A 20,762-nucleotide genomic window follows, 5' to 3' on the forward strand; every position below is an offset into this window, starting at 1 on the left:
GGCACCGCGAGGCACATGGGGAACCCGCAACGGGGCGTCAATCGGCTTACGGGATTTTAATCCCGGATCGGGCCCGGGTTCACGCCTCCACTTCGACGGCTTCCGCCTTCAGCATCTTTTCCAGCGTTTCCAGCCGGTCGGCCTCCCGCGGCGGCTTGTCCCAGCGGAGGCGGCTGATGCGGGGGAAACGCATGGCGACGCCGGATTTGTGCCGCGGCGAGCGCTGCAGGCCTTCGAACGCGACCTCCAGCACCAGCCCCTTGTCAGCCTCGTGCACGACATGACGAACGGGGCCGAACTTTTCGGTGGTGTTGCGGCGGACGAAGCGGTCGATCTGCAAGAGCTCCTCGTCGGTGAAGCCGAAATAGGCCTTGCCGACCGGCACCAGCTCCTCGCCGGTCTCACCTTCGGTCCAGACGCCAAACGTGTAGTCGGAATAATAGGACGAGCGCTTGCCGTGGCCGCGCTGCGCATACATCAGCACGGCATCGATGATGTGCGGGTCGCGCTTCCACTTCCACCACTGCCCCTTCGGCCGTCCAGGCAAATAAGGCGCATCGCGCCGCTTCAGCATCACGCCCTCGACGGCGTCCGCGTCCTCGCCGGCGCCGGCACTTGCGGGGTCGGCACGCGCGGCGGTCAGCGCCTCCCAGCTTGTGAAGGGCACGGTGGGCGACAGATCGATGCGGGGATCGCCAAGTTCCCTGATGAAGGTCTCAAGTCGCTCGCGCCGCTCCGCGAACGGCAATTCGCGCAGATCGTTCTCATCGTCGCCGAGTAGATCGTAGGCGCGCAGGTGAATTGGGAACTCCTTGATCAGCTTTGGCGAGACGACCTTGCGGTTGAGCCTCTGCTGGAGAACGTTGAAGCTCTGCACGCGGCCCTCGCGCAGGATCAGAAGCTCGCCGTCGATCGCGCCCGGCAGGCGCAACAATGGCACGAGATCCGGAAAGCTTCCCGTAATGTCCTCGCCGGTGCGCGAATAGAGTCGCGCCGTGATGTGGCCGCGGTCGTCGCGGCCTGCCACCGCCTGCACGCGGATGCCGTCCCATTTCCATTCGGCGACGTAGTCGGCGGGGTCGAGTGCGGCGAAATCGCTGTCCTCGATCGCATGCGCGAGCATCACCGGGCGGAACGGCGCGGGATCGCGATTGACCGGCTTGTCGCTGCGGCCTTCCAGCCAGGCGAACAGGTCGAGATAGGGCGGCGCGAGCCCCGGCCAGATCAGCTCGACCTCATGCGGGTCCTTGTCGCCGAGCGCCGCCGCGGCGGTCTTCGCCAGCCGCGCGGAAATGCCGATGCGAAGCGCGCCGGTGACGAGCTTCAGCAGCGCCCAGCGGCCGGTCTCGTCGAGCTCGTCAAGCCAGCGTTCGAGCTGCCTCGGCAGCTCGGTCTTGCCGAGCGTGCGCAGCGTGGTGACGACTTCGGTGAGGGTCGGCGGCGGCGGGTTGTTGTGGTTGCTTGGGTGGAGCGCATCGCTGGCATCTCGCCCGCGGTACCCCCCTCCCTGACCCTCCCCCGCAAGGGGGGAGGGAACGGAGAGGCTCGTGCCTCCATCACTTTGGGATTCGCTATTAGTTGTTGTGCTCGCTGACAGCGCCGCGTTCCGCTGCGCTCCCTCCCCCCTTGCGGGGGAGGGCGGGGGAGAGGGGTGGCCCGGAAAAGACTCACTGTTACCGGGCACCCGCCGCGGCCACATCAGCGCCACCGTCTCCGAGAGATCGCCGACATAATCGTAGCTCAGTCCAAACAGCACCTCATCGGTGCGCGACGCGATCAGGTCGCGGATCAGCGCCGGCTTGGCGTGCTTGAAGCTGAGCGCGCCGGTCAGCGCCGCCAGCGCATAGCCGCGGTCGGGATCGCCGACCTCGCGGAAATAGCCTGTGATCAGCCGCAGCTTGTTGTTGCGGCCGGGCTCGTAGGCGAGACGGTCCAGAAGTTCGGCGAAGCGGTTCATGCTTCGGCCTCGTCTTGAAGCGGCGTCTCGCTCTCCTCCTCGTCGCCATAGCCGACCAGATCGAGCGGCTGTGCCCGCAGGCCGAGCGACTTGCACCAATGCACCAGCGCATCTTCCTGGCCGTGCGTGACCCAGATCTCGCCGGCGCCGGTGGCGGCGATCGTGGCGGTGAGGCCGTCCCAGTCGGCGTGGTCGGAAATCACCAGCGGCAATTCGACGCCGCGCTGCCGCGCCCGGGCGCGCACGCGCATCCATCCTGACGCAAAGGCGGTAACGGGATCGGGAAAACGGCGCGTCCAGAGATCGGATGTTGCCGACGGCGGCGCCAGCGTGATGGTGCCGGCGAGCGCCGCCTTCTTCACGCCCAGCACCGGCCTGAGATCGCCGAGCGCGATCCCGCGGCTCTGATAGTACTCGGTGATCTTCTCCATGGCGCCATGCAGATAGATCGGCGCGTCATAGCCGGCTTGCCGCAGCAACGCGATCACGCGCTGCGCCTTGCCGAGCGAATAGGCGCCGACGAGATGCGCGCGCTCGGGAAACAGCGCGACCGAGGCGAGTAGCTTCTTCACCTCACCGGCCGCATCGCCATGCCGGAACACCGGTAGGCCGAACGTCGCCTCGGTGATGAAGACGTCGCAGGGTACGAGCTCGAACGGCGTGCAGGTCGGATCTCGCGCGTCCTTGTAGTCGCCGGAGGCGACGATGCAGGTGTCCTTGCATGTCACCGCGATCTGGGCGGAGCCCAGCACATGACCGGCCGGGTGGAATTTCACGCTGACATCGCCGAGCCGGATCTCCTCGCCATAGCGGATCGCTTGGGTCGAGCCGGCAAAATTCTCGCCATAGCGCAGCCGCATCATGTCCAGCGTTTCCTGCGTCGCCAGCACCGCGCCATGGCCGGCGCGGGCATGGTCGGAATGGCCATGGGTAATCACGGCCCGCTCGACCGGGCGCACGGGATCGATGTGGAAGCCGCCGGGCTTGCAGGACAGGCCGGCAGCAGCTGGCAACAGGATGTCTTGCGAACGCATGTGCACCATATAGTCAGCGGACGCCTCAAATTAAGTCGTCATGCGCGGGCTTGACCCGCGCATCCATCTCCCTAAAGAGTTCCATTTTGATGGATTGCCGGGTCAGGCCCGGCAATGACGAGCTGTGTCCAATGCCCCTGCGCCTTTTCCTCTCTTCCGGCGATCTCATGGCCGACCGCCGCTTCGAGTTCGCGCGCGACCTCCAGCTCAAGGGCGATCTGCCTGCCGCTGCCGACCTGCTGGAGCAGGCGATCGAGCTCGCACCGGATTTCGCCTCGGCCTGGTTCACGCTCGGCGAGATCCGTCAGCAGCTCGGCGAGCGCGACAAGGCCATCGCGGCCTTTCGAAAATCGCGCGAGTCCGATCCCGAGGACCAGCATGGCGCCCATTTGCACCTGATACGTCTCGGCGACGAGCAATTGTCCGAGATGCCCAAGGCCTACGTGCAAGCCTTGTTCGACCAGTACGCGCCGCGCTTCGAGCACGTGCTGATCAACGATCTCGACTACCGCGCGCCGTCGCTGATCTTCAAGGCGGTGCTGGCCGCACGCGTCGCCGCGAAGAAGCCCGCCCTGTTCAAGCTCGCCATCGATCTCGGCTGCGGCACCGGGCTTGCGGCCGCCGCCTTCGCCAGGCAGGTCGATCATTTCATCGGCATCGACCTGTCGCCCGGCATGATCAGGGAGGCGCGCGCGACTGGTCTCTACGCCGAGCTCGAGGTCGCCGACATGATCGAGGGCCTGCGTGGCAAGGGCGATGCGAGCGCGAACCTTGTCGTGGCCGCGGACGCGTTCGTCTACCTCTCCGATCTCGCGCCGGTGCTGAGCGAAGCCGTGCGCGTGCTTGCATCGGGCGGCGTGCTCGCCTTCACGCTGGAGACGCATGACGGCCGCGGCATCGTTCTCGGCGAAGGCCTGCGCTATGCCCATTCGGCGGAATATGTGCGCGGCGCCATCGCGCAAGCCGGTCTCAAGCTCCTCACCCTGGAGCCGGCCTCGCCGCGCAACGAGAACAACGAGCCGGTGCGCGGCCTCGTCGTCGTCGCCGAGAAAACTTGAGTCTAGGCGCTAGCGCCCCGCGATTTGAGCGTCATTGCGTCGCAAAGCTGCGACTTCCCACTTGCGAGCTGAGCTGCGATGCCAGCACAATGCGCGCGCTAGGGAGAAACAAATAATGACCAAGAATCCATCGCGGCGCGATTTCAGCGCCGCCGCGCTCGCCACCATCGCCGCATCCACCTTGCCCGCGCCGTATGTCTGGGCCGCGGAGAAGAAATACGATGCGGGCGCCAGCGACACCGAGATCAAGATCGGGCAGACCGTGCCGCATTCCGGCCCCGGCTCGCTCTACGGCGTGCTCGGCCGCGTCGGCGAGGCCTATTTCCAGATGCTGAACGAGAAGGGCGGCATCAACGGACGCAAGATCAAGTTCCTCACCATGGACGACGCCTACAGCGCGCCGAAATGTGTCGAGGCGACGCGGCGCCTGGTCGAGCAGGAAGAGGTGCTGGCGCTCTACGGCTCGCTCGGCACCGCGCCGCAGACCGCCGTGCACAAATACCTGAACTCCAAGGGCGTGCCGCAGCTGCTGCTCAACACCGGCGCGTCGAAGTGGAACAATCCGAAAGAGTTCAAATGGACGATGGCGGGCCTGCCGCTCTATCCGACCGAGGCACGCATCCTGGCCCGGCACGTCGTTGCCGTGAAGCCGAACGCCAAGATCGGCATCCTCTACCAGAACGACGATTTTGGCCGCGACTTCCTCGGTCCCTTCAAGAAGGTGCTGACTGACGCCGGCGGCACCGCGCAGGTGATCATGGAGCAGACCTATGATCTGACCGAGCCGACCGTCGATTCCCAGCTCATCAATCTCTCGAAGTCGGGCGCCGACGTCTTCTACAACATCTCCACCGGCAAGGCGTCGTCGCAGTCGATCCGGAAAGTGGCCGAGCTCGGCTGGAAGCCGCTGCAACTTTTGTCCGCGGGCTCCACCGGCCGCTCGATCCTCAATGCCGCGGGCCTCGAGAACGCCACCGGGATCGTCGCCATCCGCTACAACAAGGAAGTCGGCCTGCCCAAATGGGAGAAGGACCCCGACGTGATGGCGTTCGAAGAGCTGCGCAAGAAGTACACGCCGGCGATCGATCAAGACAACACCATCGCCTTTGCCGGTTACGGCCAGGCCGTCACCATGGGCGAGATCCTGCGCCGCTGCGGCGATGATCTCACCCGCGCCAACGTGCTGAAGCAGGCCTCCACGCTAGCGGGCTTCCACTCGCCCTATTTCCTCGACGGCGTCACCTACAGCTACACGCCCGAGGACTACACGCCGATGAAGACGCTCTTCATCTCCACCTTCTCCGGCAAGGATTGGGACATCTCCGACAAGCCGATGTCGGAGTAGAGCGGCGCGCTGTCTCTTCCCCTCTCCCCGCGTGCGGGGAGAGGGTAGGGTGAGGGGGAGTCGCTTCGCGCCGGCCTCTCCCCGCAGGCGGGGAGAGGCGAAGGAAGCCCACCCCCTCGACGAACCCGTCCCCACGGCTTACCTGTGATGCCGTGCCGCCCCGCATCCTCAAAATCCCGGCCGAGCCGGCCGCGCTGCTGCCCGACCGCTTCAACGCGTGGTTCGCGGGGCGCGGCTGGTCGCCGCGCGAGCATCAGCTCGCGCTGCTGGAGAAGGCGCGCGAGGACGCTAGCGCGCTGCTGATCGCGCCGACCGGCGCCGGCAAGACGCTGGCGGGATTTCTGCCGACGCTGGTGGAGCTTTCGACGCAGGCGCTTGAACGAGACGCCGGCGCCAGGCAAAACCTCGTCTCCACCGGCCGTTCCGTGCAGCGCGCCGGCGGCCTCCACACCCTCTACATCTCGCCGCTGAAAGCGCTCGCCGTCGACATCGCGCGCAACCTGGAGCGACCCATCGCCGAGATGGGTCTGCCGGTCAAGGTCGAGACCCGCACCGGCGACACGCCGGTGTCGCGGCGGCAGCGCCAGCGGCGCTATCCGCCCGATATCCTGCTGACGACGCCGGAGCAGCTCGCGCTTCTGCTCTCCTCCGACGACGCCCCGTTCCTGTTCTCCTCCTTGAAGCGCATCGTGCTCGACGAGCTGCACGCGCTGGTGACGTCCAAGCGCGGCGATCTGCTCTCGCTCGGGCTGGCGCGGCTGTGGCGGCTCGCGCCGCAGATGCGCGCGATCGGATTATCGGCGACCGTGGCCGAGCCGGATCAGCTCGCGCGCTTCCTGGTGCCGCAGCCTGATGGCAAGGAAGTGGCCGCCGACATCGTGATCGCCGGCGGCGCCGCGCCGCCGCTGGTCGAGATGCTCGATACGAGAGAGCGGCTGCCCTGGGCCGGCCATGGCGCGCGTCACGCACTCGCCGAGGTCTATGAGCTGATCAAGCAGAACAAGACCACGCTGGTCTTCGTCAACACCCGCAGCCAGGCCGAGATGTTGTTCCAGGATCTCTGGCGCATGAACGACGACGGGCTCGCGATCGCGCTGCATCACGGCTCGCTCGACGTCGCCCAGCGCCGCAAGGTCGAGGACGCCATGTCGGCGGGACGCTTGCGCGGCGTGGTCTGCACCTCCTCGCTCGATCTCGGCGTCGACTGGGGCGACGTCGATCTCGTGGTCAATATCGGCGCGCCCAAGGGCTCCTCGCGACTGATGCAACGCATCGGCCGTGCCAACCACCGCCTCGACGAAGCCTCGCGCGCGGTGCTGGTGCCGGCCAACCGCTTCGAGGTGCTGGAGTGCCGCGCCGCCATCGACGCCATCGCCGAGAACGCGCAGGACACCCCGCCGCTCCGCACCGGTGCGCTCGACGTGCTGGCCCAGCACGTGCTGGGCCGTGCCTGCGGCGAGCCATTCTTCAACGATGACCTCTATGACGAGGTGCGCTCCGCCGCGCCCTATGCGGGCCTCGCGCGCGTCGATTTCGACGATGTCGTCGATTTCGTCGCCTCCGGCGGCTATGCGCTGAAGACCTACGAGCGCTTCGCCCGCATCAGGCAGGACAAGCAGGGGCGCTGGCGTGTCGCCAATCCAAAGGTGCGGCAGAGCTATCGTCTCAATGTCGGCACCATCGTCGAGGAGCCGATGCTCAAGGTGCGGCTGGTGCGTTCCCGCTCCACCGGCAGCGGTTCGACCGGCGCGATCGCGCGGGGCGGCCGCGTGCTCGGCGAAATCGAGGAATATTTTATCGAGGGGCTGACCGCCGGCGACACCTTCGTGTTCGGCGGCGAGGTCGTGCGCTACGAGGCCCTGGCCGAAGATCAGGTCTACGTCTCTCGCGCCAACGACAAGGATCCGAAGGTACCGTCCTATATGGGCGGCAAATTTCCGCTCTCGACCTATCTTGCCGAACGTGTGCGCCGCCTGCTCGACGACAGGCGCGCGTGGAACGGTCTGCCGGAGCAGGTGCGCGACTGGCTGTCGCTCCAGAAGGACGTCTCGCGCGTGCCGGGTGTCCGCGAGCTCCTGGTCGAGACCTTTCCGCGCGGCAGCAAGCATTACCTCATCTGCTATCCCTTTGAGGGGCGGCTGGCGCATCAGACGCTCGGCATGCTGCTGACGCGGCGGCTGGAACGCGGCCGCGCGCGGCCGCTCGGCTTCGTCGCCAATGAATATGCGGTGGCGATCTGGGGCCTGGGCGATGCCTCCTTCATGATCCGCAACGGTGAGCTCGATCTCGACGCGCTGTTCAACCCCGACATGCTGGGGGACGATCTCGAAGCGTGGCTGGCCGAATCCGCGCTGATGAAGCGCACGTTTCGTAATTGTGCCTTGATCAGCGGCCTGATCGAGCGCCGCTTCACCAGCGAGGACAAGAGTCGCCGCCAGGTGCTGTTCTCGACCGATCTGGTCTACGACGTCTTGCGAAAACACCAGGCCGACCACGTCCTGCTGCGCGCCGCCCGCGCCGATGCCGCCACCGGCCTGCTCGACCTGCGCCGTCTCGGCGGCATGCTGGCCCGCATCCAGGGCCGCATCACGCACCGGGAACTCGATCACGTCTCCCCGCTCGCCGTCCCCGTGATGCTGGAAATCGGCCGCGAGTCAGTTTATGGCGAAGCTGCAGACGAGCTGTTGGCGGAAGCCGCCGACGAACTCGTCAAAGAGGCGATGTCGTAGACTGCTGCATAATGTCATTTCGTGGCGCAACTCTCTCCACACCGTCATGCCCGGGCTTGACCCGGGCATCCACGTCTTTCTCGCTGCGGCAAGAACGTGGATGGCCGGGCATAGGCGAGCGGAAGCGACGCCGTTTTTCGAACGGCTACGCCCGGCCATGACGGAGCAAGCGGCGCTATCGATCTCTTTGACGCGCACGCTGGATGTCGCCGGCATCTCGCTCCACGCCGATCTCTCCGGTGCCCTGTTCTGGGAAGAGCAGCGCCTGCTCGTCGTCTCCGACCTGCATCTGGAAAAGGGCTCGAGCTTCGCCAGCCGCGGCGTGCTGCTGCCGCCTTACGATACCATCGCGACACTCGGCCGGCTTGCTGCTGTCATCTCCCGCCATGATCCGCGCACCGTCATCGCGCTCGGCGACAGTTTTCACGATCGCACCGCGCATGAGCGCCTCTCCACGGAGGATCGCGACGCCGTCGCCGCGCTCCAATCTGGCCGCGACTGGATCTGGATTTCCGGCAATCACGATCCGATGCTGCCGCGCGATCTCGGCGGCACCATCGCGGACGAGGTCGCGATCGGCCCGATCACCTTCCGCCACGAGCCGACCGGCGCCCGCGGCGAGATCGCCGGCCATCTCCATCCCAAGGCCCGCGTCTCCGCGCGCGGTCGTTCGATGGAGCGTCGCTGCTTCGCCAGCGACGGGATGCGCGCCGTGATGCCCGCCTTCGGCGCCTATGCCGGCGGCCTCAGCATCCGCGATGCCGCGTTTGCAAAGATCTTCCCGGAGAACGGTTTCGTCGCCCACTTGCTCGGCGATCGCCGCGTTCACGCCATCGCCGCGTCGCGGTGTTACTGAAGCGGGGGCTTCGTAGGGTGGGCAAAGCGTAGCGTGCCCACCATTTGCAAGATTCGCTGAACGATGGTGGGCACGGCGCTTCGCGCCTTTGCCCACCCTACGCTTCCTGCCAGCTCATGCCGCCTTCGCCTGCACGTTATCGCAGAACTCCGCGAGCCGATCGGCGAGCCGCAGCGTCGCCGGGCTCGCATCCGGTGACGCCATCAGCGCCACCTCGGTCTTGTTGATCGGCGCAAAGCCGTCCTTTGCAGTCAGCACGCGATGATCGGCCTGGATCGACATTTCGGACAGGATGCTCAGCCCCATGCCGGCGGCGACCGCGGCCTGGATGCCGGCGAGGCTCGACGACGTGTAGGCCATGTGCCAGGTGCGGCCGGCGCTCTCCAGCGCGTGGATGGCGCCGGCGCGATAGAGGCAGCCCAGCGGAAAGCCGATCAGCGGCACCGACGGCGCGCCCGCATCGATCGGATGGCTCTTGCTGGTGACCCAGTGCACCCGCTCCGGCCACACCGCGATGGCGCCCTTCTCGCCGGCCTCGCGCTTGTAAAGCGCCAGATCAAGTTCGCCGCGTTCGAGATCGCGGGCGAGGTTCTTGCTCTGGTCGGCGCGGACGTCGAGCCGCAGGCCGGGATGCGAGCGCGAGAACGTCGCCAGCAATTTCGCCAGGCGATAGGCCGCAAAATCCTCGGGAATGCCGAGCCGGATCGCGCCTTCGCTGTCGGGCTGGCTCAGCACGTCGCGCGCCTCTTCCGCAAGCGAGAGCAGCCGCCGCGCATAGGACAGCAACCGCTCGCCGGCCTCGGTCGGGCGCACGTCCTTGCCGTCGCGATGCAGGAGGACCTGGCCGACGTCGTCCTCCAGCCGCTTGATCTGCTGGCTGACGGTCGACTGCGTGCGGTGGACGCGCTCGCCGGCGCGGGTGAAGCCGCCGGCCTCGACGACCGAGACGAAGCTGCGCAGAAGCTCGAGATCGAGCATGGGCGCCTCCATTCGAAAATCCACTGATTGGAAGTTAATCATTTAATTTCCAAATGACAAGCGGGCTCCCTAGATCGAGGGCTCAGGAGAATGCCCTCATGTCGCTCGCCCCCTCGATTCCCGTTCCCCGCCGCCGCTTCAACACGCTGCCGCTCGCTATCGGACTGTTCTGCCTGCTCTGGAGCTATGCCTTCGTCGCCGGCAAGATCGGCGTCACCCATTGCCCGCCGCTGATCCTGCTCGCCGCGCGCTTCTCGCTCGCCGGCATCTTGATCCTCGGCGCGACACTGATCCGCGGCGACGACTGGTCATTGTCCTGGCGCGATGTCGCGATCTTCGCCGTGCTCGGCATCGCCAACAACGCGCTCTATCTCGGGCTCGGCTACACCGGCCTGCAATCGGTCTCCGCCGGGCTCGGCGGCCTGATCGTGTCCGCCAATCCGGTGTTCACCGCCGCGCTCGCCGCATCGCTCCTTGGCGAAGGCATGACCTGGCGCAAGGCGAGCGGTCTCTTGCTCGGCGTCATCGGCGTGATGGCGATCGTCTGGCACCGCCTGTCGGTCGGCACCGACAGCCTGCATGGCATCGTCTTCACGCTGGCCTCGCTCGCCTCCATCGTCGCCGGCACCATTCTGTTCAAGCTGCTCGCGCCGAAGGGGTCCTTGTGGATCGGCAACGGCGTGCAGAACCTCGCCGCCGGCATCGTGCTGACCCCGGTTGCGCTCACCTTCGCCGACGTCCACGCGATCGATTTCACCCCAAGCCTGGTCGGCGCCTTCGCCTTCCTCGTGCTCGGCGGCTCCATCCTCGCCTACTGGCTCTGGTTTCATCTCCTGAAAGTGTGTGGCGCCACGGCTGCCAGCGCCTATCATTTCCTGATGCCGCCGCTCGGCATGCTGTTCGCCTTCCTCGTGCTCGGCGAGCATGTCGAGGCCCGCGACCTGCTCGGCATCGTCCCGGTCGCGCTCGGCATCTATCTGGTAACGCGGCCGGCCGCGAAGCCTGTGTCGTAGAAGGAGTTATTCATGCCCATCTCCATCACCCTGATCGGCGGCCCGACCGCACTGATCGAGATCGACGGCTTCCGCCTGCTCACCGATCCGACCTTCGACGATGCGCACACCGCCTATCAGCTGCCGCATGTGACGCTGGAGAAGACGATCGGCCCCGCGCTGACCGCAGATGCGATCGGCCCGGTCGACGCGGTGCTGCTCAGCCACGACCAGCATTCGGACAATCTCGACAATTCCGGCCGCGAGTTTCTCAAACATGCCAAGCGCGTGCTGACGACAGAAGCCGGCGCCAGGCGCCTCGGCAGCCATGCCGAAGGCCTTGCGCCCTGGGCGACCTCGCATGTGAGGGATCGTGACGGCAATTCACTGACGATCACCGCGACGCCGGCGCGCCACGGTCCGGCCGGCATCGAGCCGCTGTCGGGCGATGTCATCGGTTTCGTGGTGTCCTCAAACCGCAAGGACACAAGCGCGGTCTATATCAGCGGCGACACCACCTGGTTCGACGGTGTTGCCGAGGTCGCGCGGCGTTTCAAATGCCGCGTGGTGCTGCCGTTCGCGGGCGCTGCGCAGACGCGCGGACCGTTCCATCTTACCATGGACACCAACGACACCGTCGAGACCGCACGCGCCTTTCCCGACGCGGTGATCGTGCCGCTGCATACCGAAGGCTGGGCGCATTTCCGCCAGAACGGCGAGGATCTGCGCAAGACGTTCGACGTGCTCGGCTTCGGGACGCGATTGCGATTGCTGGAGCCGGGCGTGCCGACGGTGATCGAAGCGCCATAGCCTCCGCTGTCATGCCCCGGCTTGACCGGGGCATCCAGTACGCCGCGGCGGTTGTTGTGAGAGCGAACTCCTTAACGCCGGCCTCTGGAATACTGGGTCGCCCGGTCAAGCCGGGCGACGACGAGAGGAGAGAGCGTCGCCCCCTCAATCCTTCCGGAACACGATCGACGCCATCCAGCCCGTCATCAGCGCCATGGCCGCGGTGGCGAGGCCGTAGATCAGGCCGTTCTGTCGCGCGGTGGTCGCGACGAACTGTTCGAAACCGACCTTGACGATCTCGAAGGCGGTCTCGGTCTTGCCGATGAACGCGCCGTTCGCAAACAGCTTGATCTCGACCTCGTAGGTGCCGATCGGCACCTCCGCCGGCAGCGGAATGCCGGTACGGAACAGCGTCGGTGTCAGGAACGTCACGGCGCTCGTATCCTCGCGGTAGAGGCCGCGCTGGGTGCGCAGGCGGATGAAGGCGGAGCGGAAAGCGTCGTTCGGCACCACGTCGGCATAATCGCCGCTGACTCGCTGAGTCAGCAGCACGTTGTTCAGCCCGATCTGCTGCCGCCGTGCGATGTCGGGCGAGGTGATGACGTCGAACGGGCGGTTGGCGAACAGCGCCAGATAGCTCGGCACCTGCAGGAACTGCCGGTAGTCGGTGTTGATCCAGATGCCGAAAGTGCGCTCCTTGCGCCGTGTCACCATGTCGGCGCGCGGGCCCATCACGGTGACCACGAGGTCGTAAGCCGTGCGATCCGCGGGCGTCGTGGCGTCCTTCTCGACCGAGCCGAACAGCACCAGCTCCTCGCCGGAATAATTCGGCGTCACCGTGACGCGGTGGTTGGAGACCGACACGATCAGCCGCTCGGCCCGCGCGGTGCTGCCGAGCAACAGAACGAGCACGACTGCGAGAAGCGCGCGTGTCATCCGCTCACCCCCAGCTCACGGATGGTGAAGAGATCCTCCGGCCGGATTACCAGCTCGATCACAAAGCGGACGCCGACCGAGAGGATCAACAGGCCCAGCAGCAGCCGCAGCTGCTCGCCGCGGATCTTCTGGCCGGCACGCGCGCCGAACTGCGCGCCGGTGACGCCGCCGACCATCAGGATCAGCGCCAGCACGGCATCGACGAGGTGATTGGTCACCGCATGCAGCATGGTCGCGAGCAGCATGGTGGCCACGGTCAGGACCATCGAGGTCCCGATCACCGTCGAGGTCGGCACCCGCAGCAGGTAGATCATGATCGGCACCAGGATGAAGCCGCCGCCGATGCCCATGATGGCGCCGATGAAGCCGATCATGATGCCGACGATCACCACGGGGATCACCGAGAGATAGATCTTCGAGCGCTTGAACCGCATCTTCAGCGGCAGGCCATGGATCCAGTTGTGCGTGCGTCGCGGCGGCACCGCGCCGCGCCGGGTCCGCATCAGGGCGCGCAGGCCTTCGGAGAACATCAGGCTGCCGACGGTGGTGAGCAGCACGACATAGGACAGTGCGATCATCAGGTCGAGCTGGCCGAGCGCGCGAAGCTGCGTGAAGGTCCATACCCCCAGCGCGGTGCCGGTTACGCCGCCGCAGAGCAGCACGCTCGCCAGCGTCGGATCGATCGCGCGCCGCCGCCAGTAGGAGATCGCGCCGGAAAAGGAGGAGGCCGCGATGTGGCTCGCCACCGAGGCGACCGCGACCGCCGGCGTGATGCCGATGAAGATCAGCAGCGGCGTCATCAGGAAGCCGCCGCCGATCCCGAACATGCCGGAGACGAAGCCGACCGCCGCGCCCATCGCCAGCACCAGGAAGACGTTGACCGGAAGATCGGCGATCGGGAGATAGAGTTGCATTGAACCACGCACCGGCGAGACGGATCGACTAGCGCGGAATGCTCGCGGGAAGATCGGAACGATTGCCGCGTCCCTCAATAGCCGAATTCGCCGGCGGAGGGATCAGGAATCTTGGGCGCTGCGAATGGGCTAAGAGGGATCAGATCACAGCTTCGCTGCGAGCGGAGGATTCCGCCACATTCTCCGCCGTCATGCCCCGGCTTGACCGGGGCATCCAGTACGCCGCAGCTCCTCCGCATCCAACCGGCGTCTCTGGAATACTGGGTCGCCCGGTCAAGCCGGGCGACGACAAGAGGAGAAAGCGTACTCAGCCGCTCAGTGCGCTGCTGACGCCGAGCGCTTGGTCGCGACCGGCTTCGGCGCGGGCTTGGCGTTCGCCTGCGGCGCGCTGTCCCAGCCGCCGTTCGGGGCCGGGACGTTGACGGCGTCGTCGGGCTGCGGTTCGGCGCTGAAGGTCTGGATCGCGAGCTTGGCGGCGGCGAGCGATTGCGGGTCGAGGCGCTTGGCCACGTCGTCGCGCTTGCCCGCCGCGTCCGCATCGCCCTGGGCGGCTGCGAGGCTGAACCATTTGTAGGACTCGGCGAGGTTCTGCTCGACGCCGATGCCGCGGGCATAGAGGATGCCGAGATTGAACTGGCTGTCGGCGACGCCGCGGTCGGCCGCTTTCCGGAACCACTGCGCCGCGCGATTGTAATTGGCACCGCGTCCGCCGCCGTCGGCATCGAGCACCGCGAGATTGTGCATCGCCTTGGCGCTGCCGCGCTCGGCGGCCTGCGTGTAGTAGCGGCGGGCGATGTCGGCGTCCTTCTTCACCCCGAGGCCCTTTTCGTAGAGCGTGCCGAGGCGGAAGGTTGCGGGCACCACGCCGGCCTGCGCCGCGCGGTCGTACCATTTCGCAGCTTCGTCGTAGTTTGCAGCGACGCCCTTGCCTTCGGCAAAGCGCACGCCGATCTCGTAGGCGGCGGTCGCATCGCCCTTCATCGCGGCGGTGCGCAAGGCCGGGCCGCCGATACCGTCAGGCAGCTTTTCGCTCGGCGGCACCTGGATGAGACTGAGCCGCGCGCGGCTCGTGCCGGACAACGCGCCGGTGACGTCGCTCGACGCCATAGGCGGGGTTGGCGCAGCGGCCGGGGTTTGCGGGATTTCGACCGAGGCGGTGCCGCTCGGGCTTGTCACCGACACCGGCGCGGTATTGTTCTGCGACTGCTTTCCAATCGGCGTCGGCGAGGTCATCGACGGCGTGACCTGTTCCGGCGCAGCCGGCTTGTTCTCAACGGGCGGCGGGGCTCGCGGCGCGGGCTCGCTCGACGTATTCTCCATCGCCTGCGGCGCCGGCGGCGCACTGCCACCATCGAGCAGGTTCATCGCCATCTTGAAGGTGCCGAGCACGATCACGACCACGCTCGCGCCGACCAGCAGCGAGCGAATCTTCGAGGTGATGGTCGAGGCGCCTTCCTGGCCCTTGTCCTTGGCGCGGGCGATTGCGGCCTTGGCGCCACGGGCCGGCTTCTCAGGCGGCTGCGCGGCGGCGGCCTGGGCAGCGCGGCGCGCGGCCGCGATGAAGCTCGACGACGACACCGGCTCCTTCGGAGCAGTGGGAATTCCGCTGATCGCGCTTTCGGAAGCGGCAATGCGCTCCGACGGCGTGGCGACGCGCCCGCCCGGCCGTGTGCCCGGCTCGAGCGGATGGTCCGGCGGCAATTCCGGCGCGAGCGCACCGCGCGCGGTATGCGGCTCCAGGATTTCGCTGATCGCGCGCGACGGCAAGGGTGGTGCGGCTTGCGGCGCCGTCGGCGCCGTCGGGACCGGCGGCGGAGCGGTGGGTGCCCCGGCGGCGTGGAATTCGCGCGGCGCGGCCACGAAGGCAGAATGCGCCGGTTGTTGCATGGCGGCCGGATTCGGCAGCTCAGGCTTCGGATCGTATTTCGGCTGCTGTTGCTGCGGCCGAGATTCGCGCGCCATCGGCGCGGGCTCCACGGGCGCAGCCATCGGCATCGGCATCGGCTGCGGTGCAGGGGCCGGCGGAGCAGTGCGCACCGCGCGCAGATCGCCCTCGATCATCGAGAGGCGATCGACGACGTGGCCGAGCGCGCTGTGGACGGCTTCGAGCGAGTCCTGGGTGCTGCGGTTGGTCTCGGCCTGGCTGAAGCGGATGTCGGAGAGTTCGCGCTTGACGAGATCGACCATGCCGGAATCGGGGGCCGGCGCCGAATTGCGGCTCTCGGCGAGCGCGGAATAGGTCGCCTGCTGGCGTTCCAGGTGGCGCAGGATGTCGTGCAGCCCGTCCTCGACGCGGCTCAGATTGCCGTTGCGCGGATCGGAGGCGGCTTCGATCCGCTCCAGCAGATAGGAGACGCGCTGTTCGAGATGCGCAAAGGTCGAGGCCGAATCGTTGCCGACCTGCATACGGTCGAAACGATCCGACAGCGCACGGATCGCGGCTTCCAGATGTTCGGTGCTCTCGGCAGGCTGGGTCCGCTCGCGCGTCTCCAGCGCGGCCGTGAGCGCCGCGATGCGCTGCTCGAGCACGGCAAAGCTGTCGCCGGGGCCGGACGAGCGGGTGATCTGGTCGACCTTGGACGACAACAGCTGCACGTCCTCGGAAAGCCGTGCCAGCGCTTCGTTGGAGGCGACGTTGGAGACGATGCCGCGCAACGCCGAGATCGCGCCTTCGAGTTGGCGCACCGTGGACGGATCGTCATTGGCGCGCAGGATCAGATCGAGCTTGGCGCCGAGATTGCGGATCGCCTCGTCATAGCCGGTGAGCTGCTCGGCCGGCGTCAGCGTGCGCAGCACCTGCTTGATGTCGGACAGCGCGTGCTCGATGCCCGACAGAACCTGGCCGTCGGTGCCGGACGAGCGGGTCTCGTCGATGCGACGGTGCAGCGAGCGGATTTCGTTTTCGATCGACTCGATCGCGCGGCGCGGCATCGCCTCGGTGATGGCGTGGCGGATCTCCGCAAGCTCGCTGCGGAAAGCGTTGATCGCCTGCTCGGTATTGTCAGGGCGCTGGAGCGACTCGATCTGGCTCGTGATCTTGAGCAGATGGCGCTCGAGCGACGAGAAATCCGGCTGCGGTGGCGGCGGAGCGTAGGCAGGCGCGGGCGGCGCTATGGGCGGCGCGTAAGGAGCTGCCGTGGGTGCAATCGACGGCGCGGCGCGCGGCGGCATCTGCCTGGGCGTAAAGCCGTCGAGCTCGCTCTGCCGCGCCGTGATCTCGGCGACGGCGACGTCGAACGAGGCGGGGCTCAGCGGCGGCGAGCTGCGATAGACCTGTGCGGCCGCGCGCTCGACCATATCGGCCTGGCGCTGGCGCGTCTCGGCAGGTGCAGGCCGCGGAGGCTGCGGTTGAAGCTGCTGCGGCTTGGAGATTTGCGACAGGCGCGCGTCGAGCCGCGAGATCGCATCGTTGAGCTGGCGTGCAACGCCCTGCTCGCGCGAGACCTCTTGTCGTGAAGAGTCCTGGCGCGGGGTGGGCTTTGAAATCCGTTCGATCTGCTGGGTGATCGCGTCGAGCCGCTGGTGGATGTCGGCGACTTCGCGGCTCTCCGGACTCGGTACGTGGTTCGGCATGTGTTGCGGACGCTGCTCGTAAGGTCCGCGAAAGTTTGGCGGGGCAGTTTCGCCGAGCGTGGAGTTCAGCCAATCGTTGAGTGACATGCCGGCTCTGCGCGCAGCAGCTTCGGCCCGCTCCCGGACGGAGGGATCGATGCCGTCAACACTCCACGATACGCGCGAATTCATGACTCTGTCCGGTTCCGACTCCGGCGCCCCACCCGGCACCTCCAGCCTCCCCACGCGTGCCGGTTGTAAAGACAATCGGATTTGGCGCGGGTCGTCTGCCTCGAAAACCGACTTTTTCCTGTTACGGTAAATAACGGGTTAAGGAACGCGTTGCCGATGTCTTAAAGTTGGGCGCGGGGAACCGGGGGGCGTCGTTGTGGCGCTCATCCGGTCGCCAAATAACCGGTGTCATGCCCCGCGCAGGCGGGGCATCCAGTACTCCGAGGCAGCGCGGCTGGAAGAGAGACGCCGCGGCGTACTGGATCGCCCGCCTTCGCGGGCGATGACGGCGGAGGAGATGGCGAAAGGTCGAGTCGGGCCAGCCCCTCAGCCCTTCCCCTCGCGCTTGCCGTCTTCCAGCGGCACCACCGTGCCTTTGCCGCTCATCGTCGACAGCGCCGCGAGTGCCTCTTCGCAAAAATCGGCCACCATCTGCTCGTGGCGGGCGCCGAGGCGAAGCAGGAGCAGGTTGCCGAGATCGAGCCGGCCCTCCGCCGTGCCGTCCGGAAAACGCTTCTTGAGGATCCGCTCGTAATTCTCGTGCCGGTCGCGGTGGTGCTCGAGCCGGGCCATCAGATCGGTGCGCATGGGCTCGATGTCGATGCTGTCGAGCGCATGCAGCCGCACCAGGAGGTCGTCCTTGATCGAGGGCGGCGTGCTCGGCCGCGCGGCCCAGTGCCGCAGCGCTGTTCGGCCCTCGGGAGTCAGCGTATAAATCAGTTTGTTGGGCTTGCCCGTTTGCACGACTTCGCGGCCCTGGATGTAGCCGCGGTCGCGCAGCTTGGAGAGCTCGCGATAGATCTGCTGGTGGTCGGCCTTCCAGAAGAAGCCAATCGAGGAATCGAACGTCTTGGCAAGCTCGTAACCCGTCATCGGACGTTCCGTCAGGCATGCGAGGATTGCGTCGCCCAGTGCCATGACTGGCCTCCTTCGTCTTCGATCTTGACCAACCAGCTTGACTTTATGCGCATCTGCGCATATGCGTCAATGTGCATATGGGACGGCTTCGGAGCGGGCCACAAGACCCACCCCGAAGATCCAGCAAAATCAACCTCTTCGCTACTGTGCATGGGGTTGTTTTCGCGTTTTTTTGCCCAGGCCTTTAGGGAGGCACCTGAGAATGACCGGCCTCGACTCCTGGTACGGCTACATGAAGTCTCATGACCGCAAAGCGCTCTGGGACCTGCTCCATCCCGATGCGGTCTTCGAAAGCCCTGTGGTGCATTCGCCCCAGCGCGGCCGCGACATCACCTTCAAATATCTGTCGAGCGCCGAGAAGGTCCTCGGCGGTCCCGGCTTCACCTATGTCGGCGAGTGGCGAAGCGACAGCGGCGCCGTGCTCGAATTCAAGAATGTGATCGACGGCATCGAGATCAACGGCGTCGACATCATCAGCTTCGATCCCGAGGGACGCATCACGAATTTCAAGGTGATGGTGCGTCCGCTCAAGGCCATCAACATGCTGCACCGCCTGATGGCGGAGCAGCTTGCCGCCCAATCATAGCGAATCCCACCACTTCAACGGCCATGCCGGGAGACCACCATGCCGATCTATAAAGCCCCCGTCGAAGACGTGAATTTCCTGCTCAACGACGTCTTCCAGATCGATCGTTACGACAATCTGCCCGGCTTCTCGGATGCGTCCAGCGACGTGCGCGAGGCGATCCTGGGCGAAGCCGCCAAGCTCGCCGAAGAGGTGCTCCAGCCGCTCAACCGCGTCGGCGATCTCGAAGGTTGCAAGCGCGCCGATGACGGCAGCGTCACCACGCCGAAGGGTTTCAAGGACGCTTTCAAGCAGGTCGCCGAGGGCGGCTGGCTTGGCCTGTCGGCTCCGACCGAGTTCGGCGGGCAGGGCCTGCCGGTGACGCTCTCCCAGGCCGTCAACGAATTCCAGATCTCCGCCAACATGGCGTTCTCGATGTATGGCGGCCTCACCATGGGCGCCACCGCGGCGCTGATCGTGCACGGCTCGCCGGAGCAGAAGCAGACCTACGTGCCGAAGATGGTGGCGGGCGAATGGACCGGCACCATGAACCTGACCGAGCCGCATTGCGGCACCGATCTCGGCATGCTCCGCACCAAGGCGGTCCGGCAGGCCGACGGCAGCTTCAAGATCACGGGCACCAAGATCTTCATCTCGGCCGGCGAGCATGATCTTGCCGACAACATCATCCACCTCGTGCTCGCCCGCATCGAGGGCGCACGTAGCGGAATCAAGGGCGTCTCGCTGTTCGTGGTGCCGAAATTCCTGGTGAATGCAGACGGTTCGGTCGGCGCCCGCAACGGCGTGGTCTGCGGCTCGATCGAGCACAAGATGGGCATCCACGGCAATTCCACCTGCGTGATGAACTACGACAGCGCCACCGGCTGGCTGATCGGCGAAGAGAACAAGGGCATGCAAGGCATGTTCGTGATGATGAACGAGGCCCGCCTCGGCGTCGCCGTGCAGGGGCTCGCGCAGTCCGAGGTCGCCTATCAGAACGCCGTCGCCTATGCCCGCGAGCGCATCCAGGGCCGTTCGCTGACCGGCACCAAGGCGCCGGACAAGCCGGCCGATCCGATCATCGTGCATCCCGACGTGCGCCGCACGCTGCTCTCGATCCGCGCCTTCAACGAGGCCGCGCGCGCCTTCGTGATCTGGACCGCGCTGAAGAGCGACGTCGCTCATCGCTCGGAGGATCCCAAGGACCGCCAGGCCGCGGACGACCACATGGGCCTGATGACGCCGGTGCTGAAGGGCTTCCTCACCGATTACGGCTTCGCCAACGCGGTGCAGGCGCAGCAGATGTATGGCGGTCACGGCTACATCGCCGAGCAGGGCATGGAGCAGTTCGTGCGCGATGCCCGCATCGCCATGATTTATGAAGGCGCCAACGGCATCCAGGCGCTCGACCTCGTCGGCCGCAAGCTGCCGCGCGACGGCGGCCGCGCCATCATGGCCTTCTTCGGCGAGGTCATGGCCTTCGCCAAGGAGAACGGCGGCGACGAGGCGCTGAAACCCTTCATCACCCCGCTCTCGGCTTCGCTCGGCCATCTCCAGCAGGCCACCACCTGGCTGATGCAGAACGCGATGATGAAGCCGGACAATGCGGGTGCTGCCGCAACCGATTACCTGCATCTCTTCGGCTTCGTCGCGCTCGGCTACATGTGGGCGAAGATGGCCAAGGTGACCAATGCCAAGATTGCCGAGAGCGGGGCGACGCCCTATCTCTCGACCAAGCTCGTCACCGGCCGCTTCTTCATGGAGCGGATGTTGCCGGAGACCGCGGCCAATCTCGCGCGCATCCAGTCGGGCTGCGCCACCATCATGGAACTGCCGGCAGAAGCGTTCTGAATATTTTCGCTTCACCCAAAATCCCGGCCGCGTCGCGGTCGTAACCGATAGCTGCAA

Annotated in this window: 15 protein-coding genes; 8 read left to right on the forward strand and 7 right to left on the reverse strand. The window is 66.4% G+C overall.

Translation table 11 applies throughout. The annotated features are described in order from the left end of the window. Nucleotides 1-79: 79 nt before the first annotated feature. Both A3M7_RS0101695 and A3M7_RS0101700 read right to left on the reverse strand, forming a co-directional pair. On the reverse strand, nt 80-1,957 hold the full coding sequence (locus tag A3M7_RS0101695) for an ATP-dependent DNA ligase (protein WP_027542360.1): 1,878 nt from the start codon (nt 1,955-1,957) through the stop codon (nt 80-82). Continuing rightward, nucleotides 1,954-2,991, reverse strand: a complete 1,038-nt coding sequence (locus A3M7_RS0101700; protein WP_027542361.1) for a ligase-associated DNA damage response exonuclease — start codon at nt 2,989-2,991, stop codon at nt 1,954-1,956. Before A3M7_RS0101700 ends, A3M7_RS0101695 begins: the two co-directional genes overlap by 4 nt. Nucleotides 2,992-3,122: 131 nt before the next feature. Here A3M7_RS0101700 and A3M7_RS0101705 point away from each other — a divergent pair, with 131 nt between their 5' ends. The 4 genes from A3M7_RS0101705 (at nt 3,123) to pdeM (ending at nt 8,979) form a co-directional block, all read left to right on the forward strand. Continuing rightward, nucleotides 3,123-4,049, forward strand: a complete 927-nt coding sequence (locus A3M7_RS0101705) for a class I SAM-dependent methyltransferase (protein WP_027542362.1) — start codon at nt 3,123-3,125, stop codon at nt 4,047-4,049. A 115-nt stretch (nt 4,050-4,164) separates the two neighbouring features. Next, on the forward strand, nt 4,165-5,394 hold the full coding sequence (locus A3M7_RS0101710; RefSeq protein WP_027542363.1) for an ABC transporter substrate-binding protein: 1,230 nt from the start codon (nt 4,165-4,167) through the stop codon (nt 5,392-5,394). Between the two features lie 152 nt (nt 5,395-5,546). Next, nucleotides 5,547-8,123: a ligase-associated DNA damage response DEXH box helicase gene (locus A3M7_RS0101715; protein ID WP_027542364.1), complete on the forward strand. Its 2,577-nt coding sequence runs from the start codon at nt 5,547-5,549 to the stop codon at nt 8,121-8,123. A 157-nt stretch (nt 8,124-8,280) separates the two neighbouring features. Beyond that, the gene (gene pdeM / locus A3M7_RS0101720) at nt 8,281-8,979 is read left to right on the forward strand and encodes a ligase-associated DNA damage response endonuclease PdeM (RefSeq protein WP_049823163.1); all 699 of its coding nucleotides are present in this window, start codon (nt 8,281-8,283) and stop codon (nt 8,977-8,979) included. A 114-nt stretch (nt 8,980-9,093) separates the two neighbouring features. Here the strand turns inward: pdeM and A3M7_RS0101725 are convergent, their stop codons facing one another. Further along, a complete protein-coding gene (locus A3M7_RS0101725; protein ID WP_027542366.1) occupies nt 9,094-9,957 on the reverse strand; it encodes a LysR family transcriptional regulator in 864 nt (287 codons plus the stop codon). Between the two features lie 98 nt (nt 9,958-10,055). Here A3M7_RS0101725 and A3M7_RS0101730 point away from each other — a divergent pair, with 98 nt between their 5' ends. Together A3M7_RS0101730 and A3M7_RS0101735 are read left to right on the forward strand one after the other, a co-directional pair. After that, nucleotides 10,056-10,970 (forward strand): DMT family transporter, encoded by a 915-nt coding sequence (locus tag A3M7_RS0101730; protein ID WP_027542367.1) that lies wholly within the window; start codon nt 10,056-10,058, stop codon nt 10,968-10,970. Nucleotides 10,971-10,982: 12 nt separating this feature from the next. After that, the gene (locus A3M7_RS0101735) at nt 10,983-11,759 is read left to right on the forward strand and encodes an MBL fold metallo-hydrolase (RefSeq protein ID WP_027542368.1); all 777 of its coding nucleotides are present in this window, start codon (nt 10,983-10,985) and stop codon (nt 11,757-11,759) included. 144 nt (nt 11,760-11,903) lie between these two features. On the opposite strand, the gene A3M7_RS0101740 is transcribed toward A3M7_RS0101735, so the two are convergent. The 4 genes from A3M7_RS0101740 to A3M7_RS0101755 form a co-directional block, all read right to left on the reverse strand. Beyond that, on the reverse strand, nt 11,904-12,674 hold the full coding sequence (locus A3M7_RS0101740) for a TIGR02186 family protein (protein ID WP_027542369.1): 771 nt from the start codon (nt 12,672-12,674) through the stop codon (nt 11,904-11,906). Beyond that, nucleotides 12,671-13,588, reverse strand: a complete 918-nt coding sequence (locus A3M7_RS0101745; protein WP_027542370.1) for a sulfite exporter TauE/SafE family protein — start codon at nt 13,586-13,588, stop codon at nt 12,671-12,673. The genes A3M7_RS0101740 and A3M7_RS0101745 overlap by 4 nt, the downstream gene beginning before the upstream one ends. Before the next feature lie 315 nt (nt 13,589-13,903). Then, a complete protein-coding gene (locus A3M7_RS0101750; protein WP_027542371.1) occupies nt 13,904-17,332 on the reverse strand; it encodes a tetratricopeptide repeat protein in 3,429 nt (1,142 codons plus the stop codon). 366 nt (nt 17,333-17,698) lie between these two features. Next, nucleotides 17,699-18,289, reverse strand: coding sequence for a PadR family transcriptional regulator (locus A3M7_RS0101755; protein WP_027542372.1), 591 nt, complete (start codon nt 18,287-18,289; stop codon nt 17,699-17,701). 202 nt (nt 18,290-18,491) lie between these two features. Between A3M7_RS0101755 and A3M7_RS0101760 the strand changes: the two genes are divergently transcribed. Both A3M7_RS0101760 and A3M7_RS0101765 read left to right on the forward strand, forming a co-directional pair. Continuing rightward, the gene (locus A3M7_RS0101760; RefSeq protein ID WP_027542373.1) at nt 18,492-18,875 is read left to right on the forward strand and encodes a nuclear transport factor 2 family protein; all 384 of its coding nucleotides are present in this window, start codon (nt 18,492-18,494) and stop codon (nt 18,873-18,875) included. A gap of 39 nt (nt 18,876-18,914) precedes the next feature. Next, nucleotides 18,915-20,705, forward strand: a complete 1,791-nt coding sequence (locus A3M7_RS0101765) for an acyl-CoA dehydrogenase C-terminal domain-containing protein (RefSeq protein ID WP_027542374.1) — start codon at nt 18,915-18,917, stop codon at nt 20,703-20,705. Nucleotides 20,706-20,762: the final 57 nt, after the last annotated feature.

The organism is Bradyrhizobium sp. WSM2254 (assembly GCF_000472645.1).
GTDB lineage: Bacteria > Pseudomonadota > Alphaproteobacteria > Rhizobiales > Xanthobacteraceae > Bradyrhizobium > Bradyrhizobium niftali.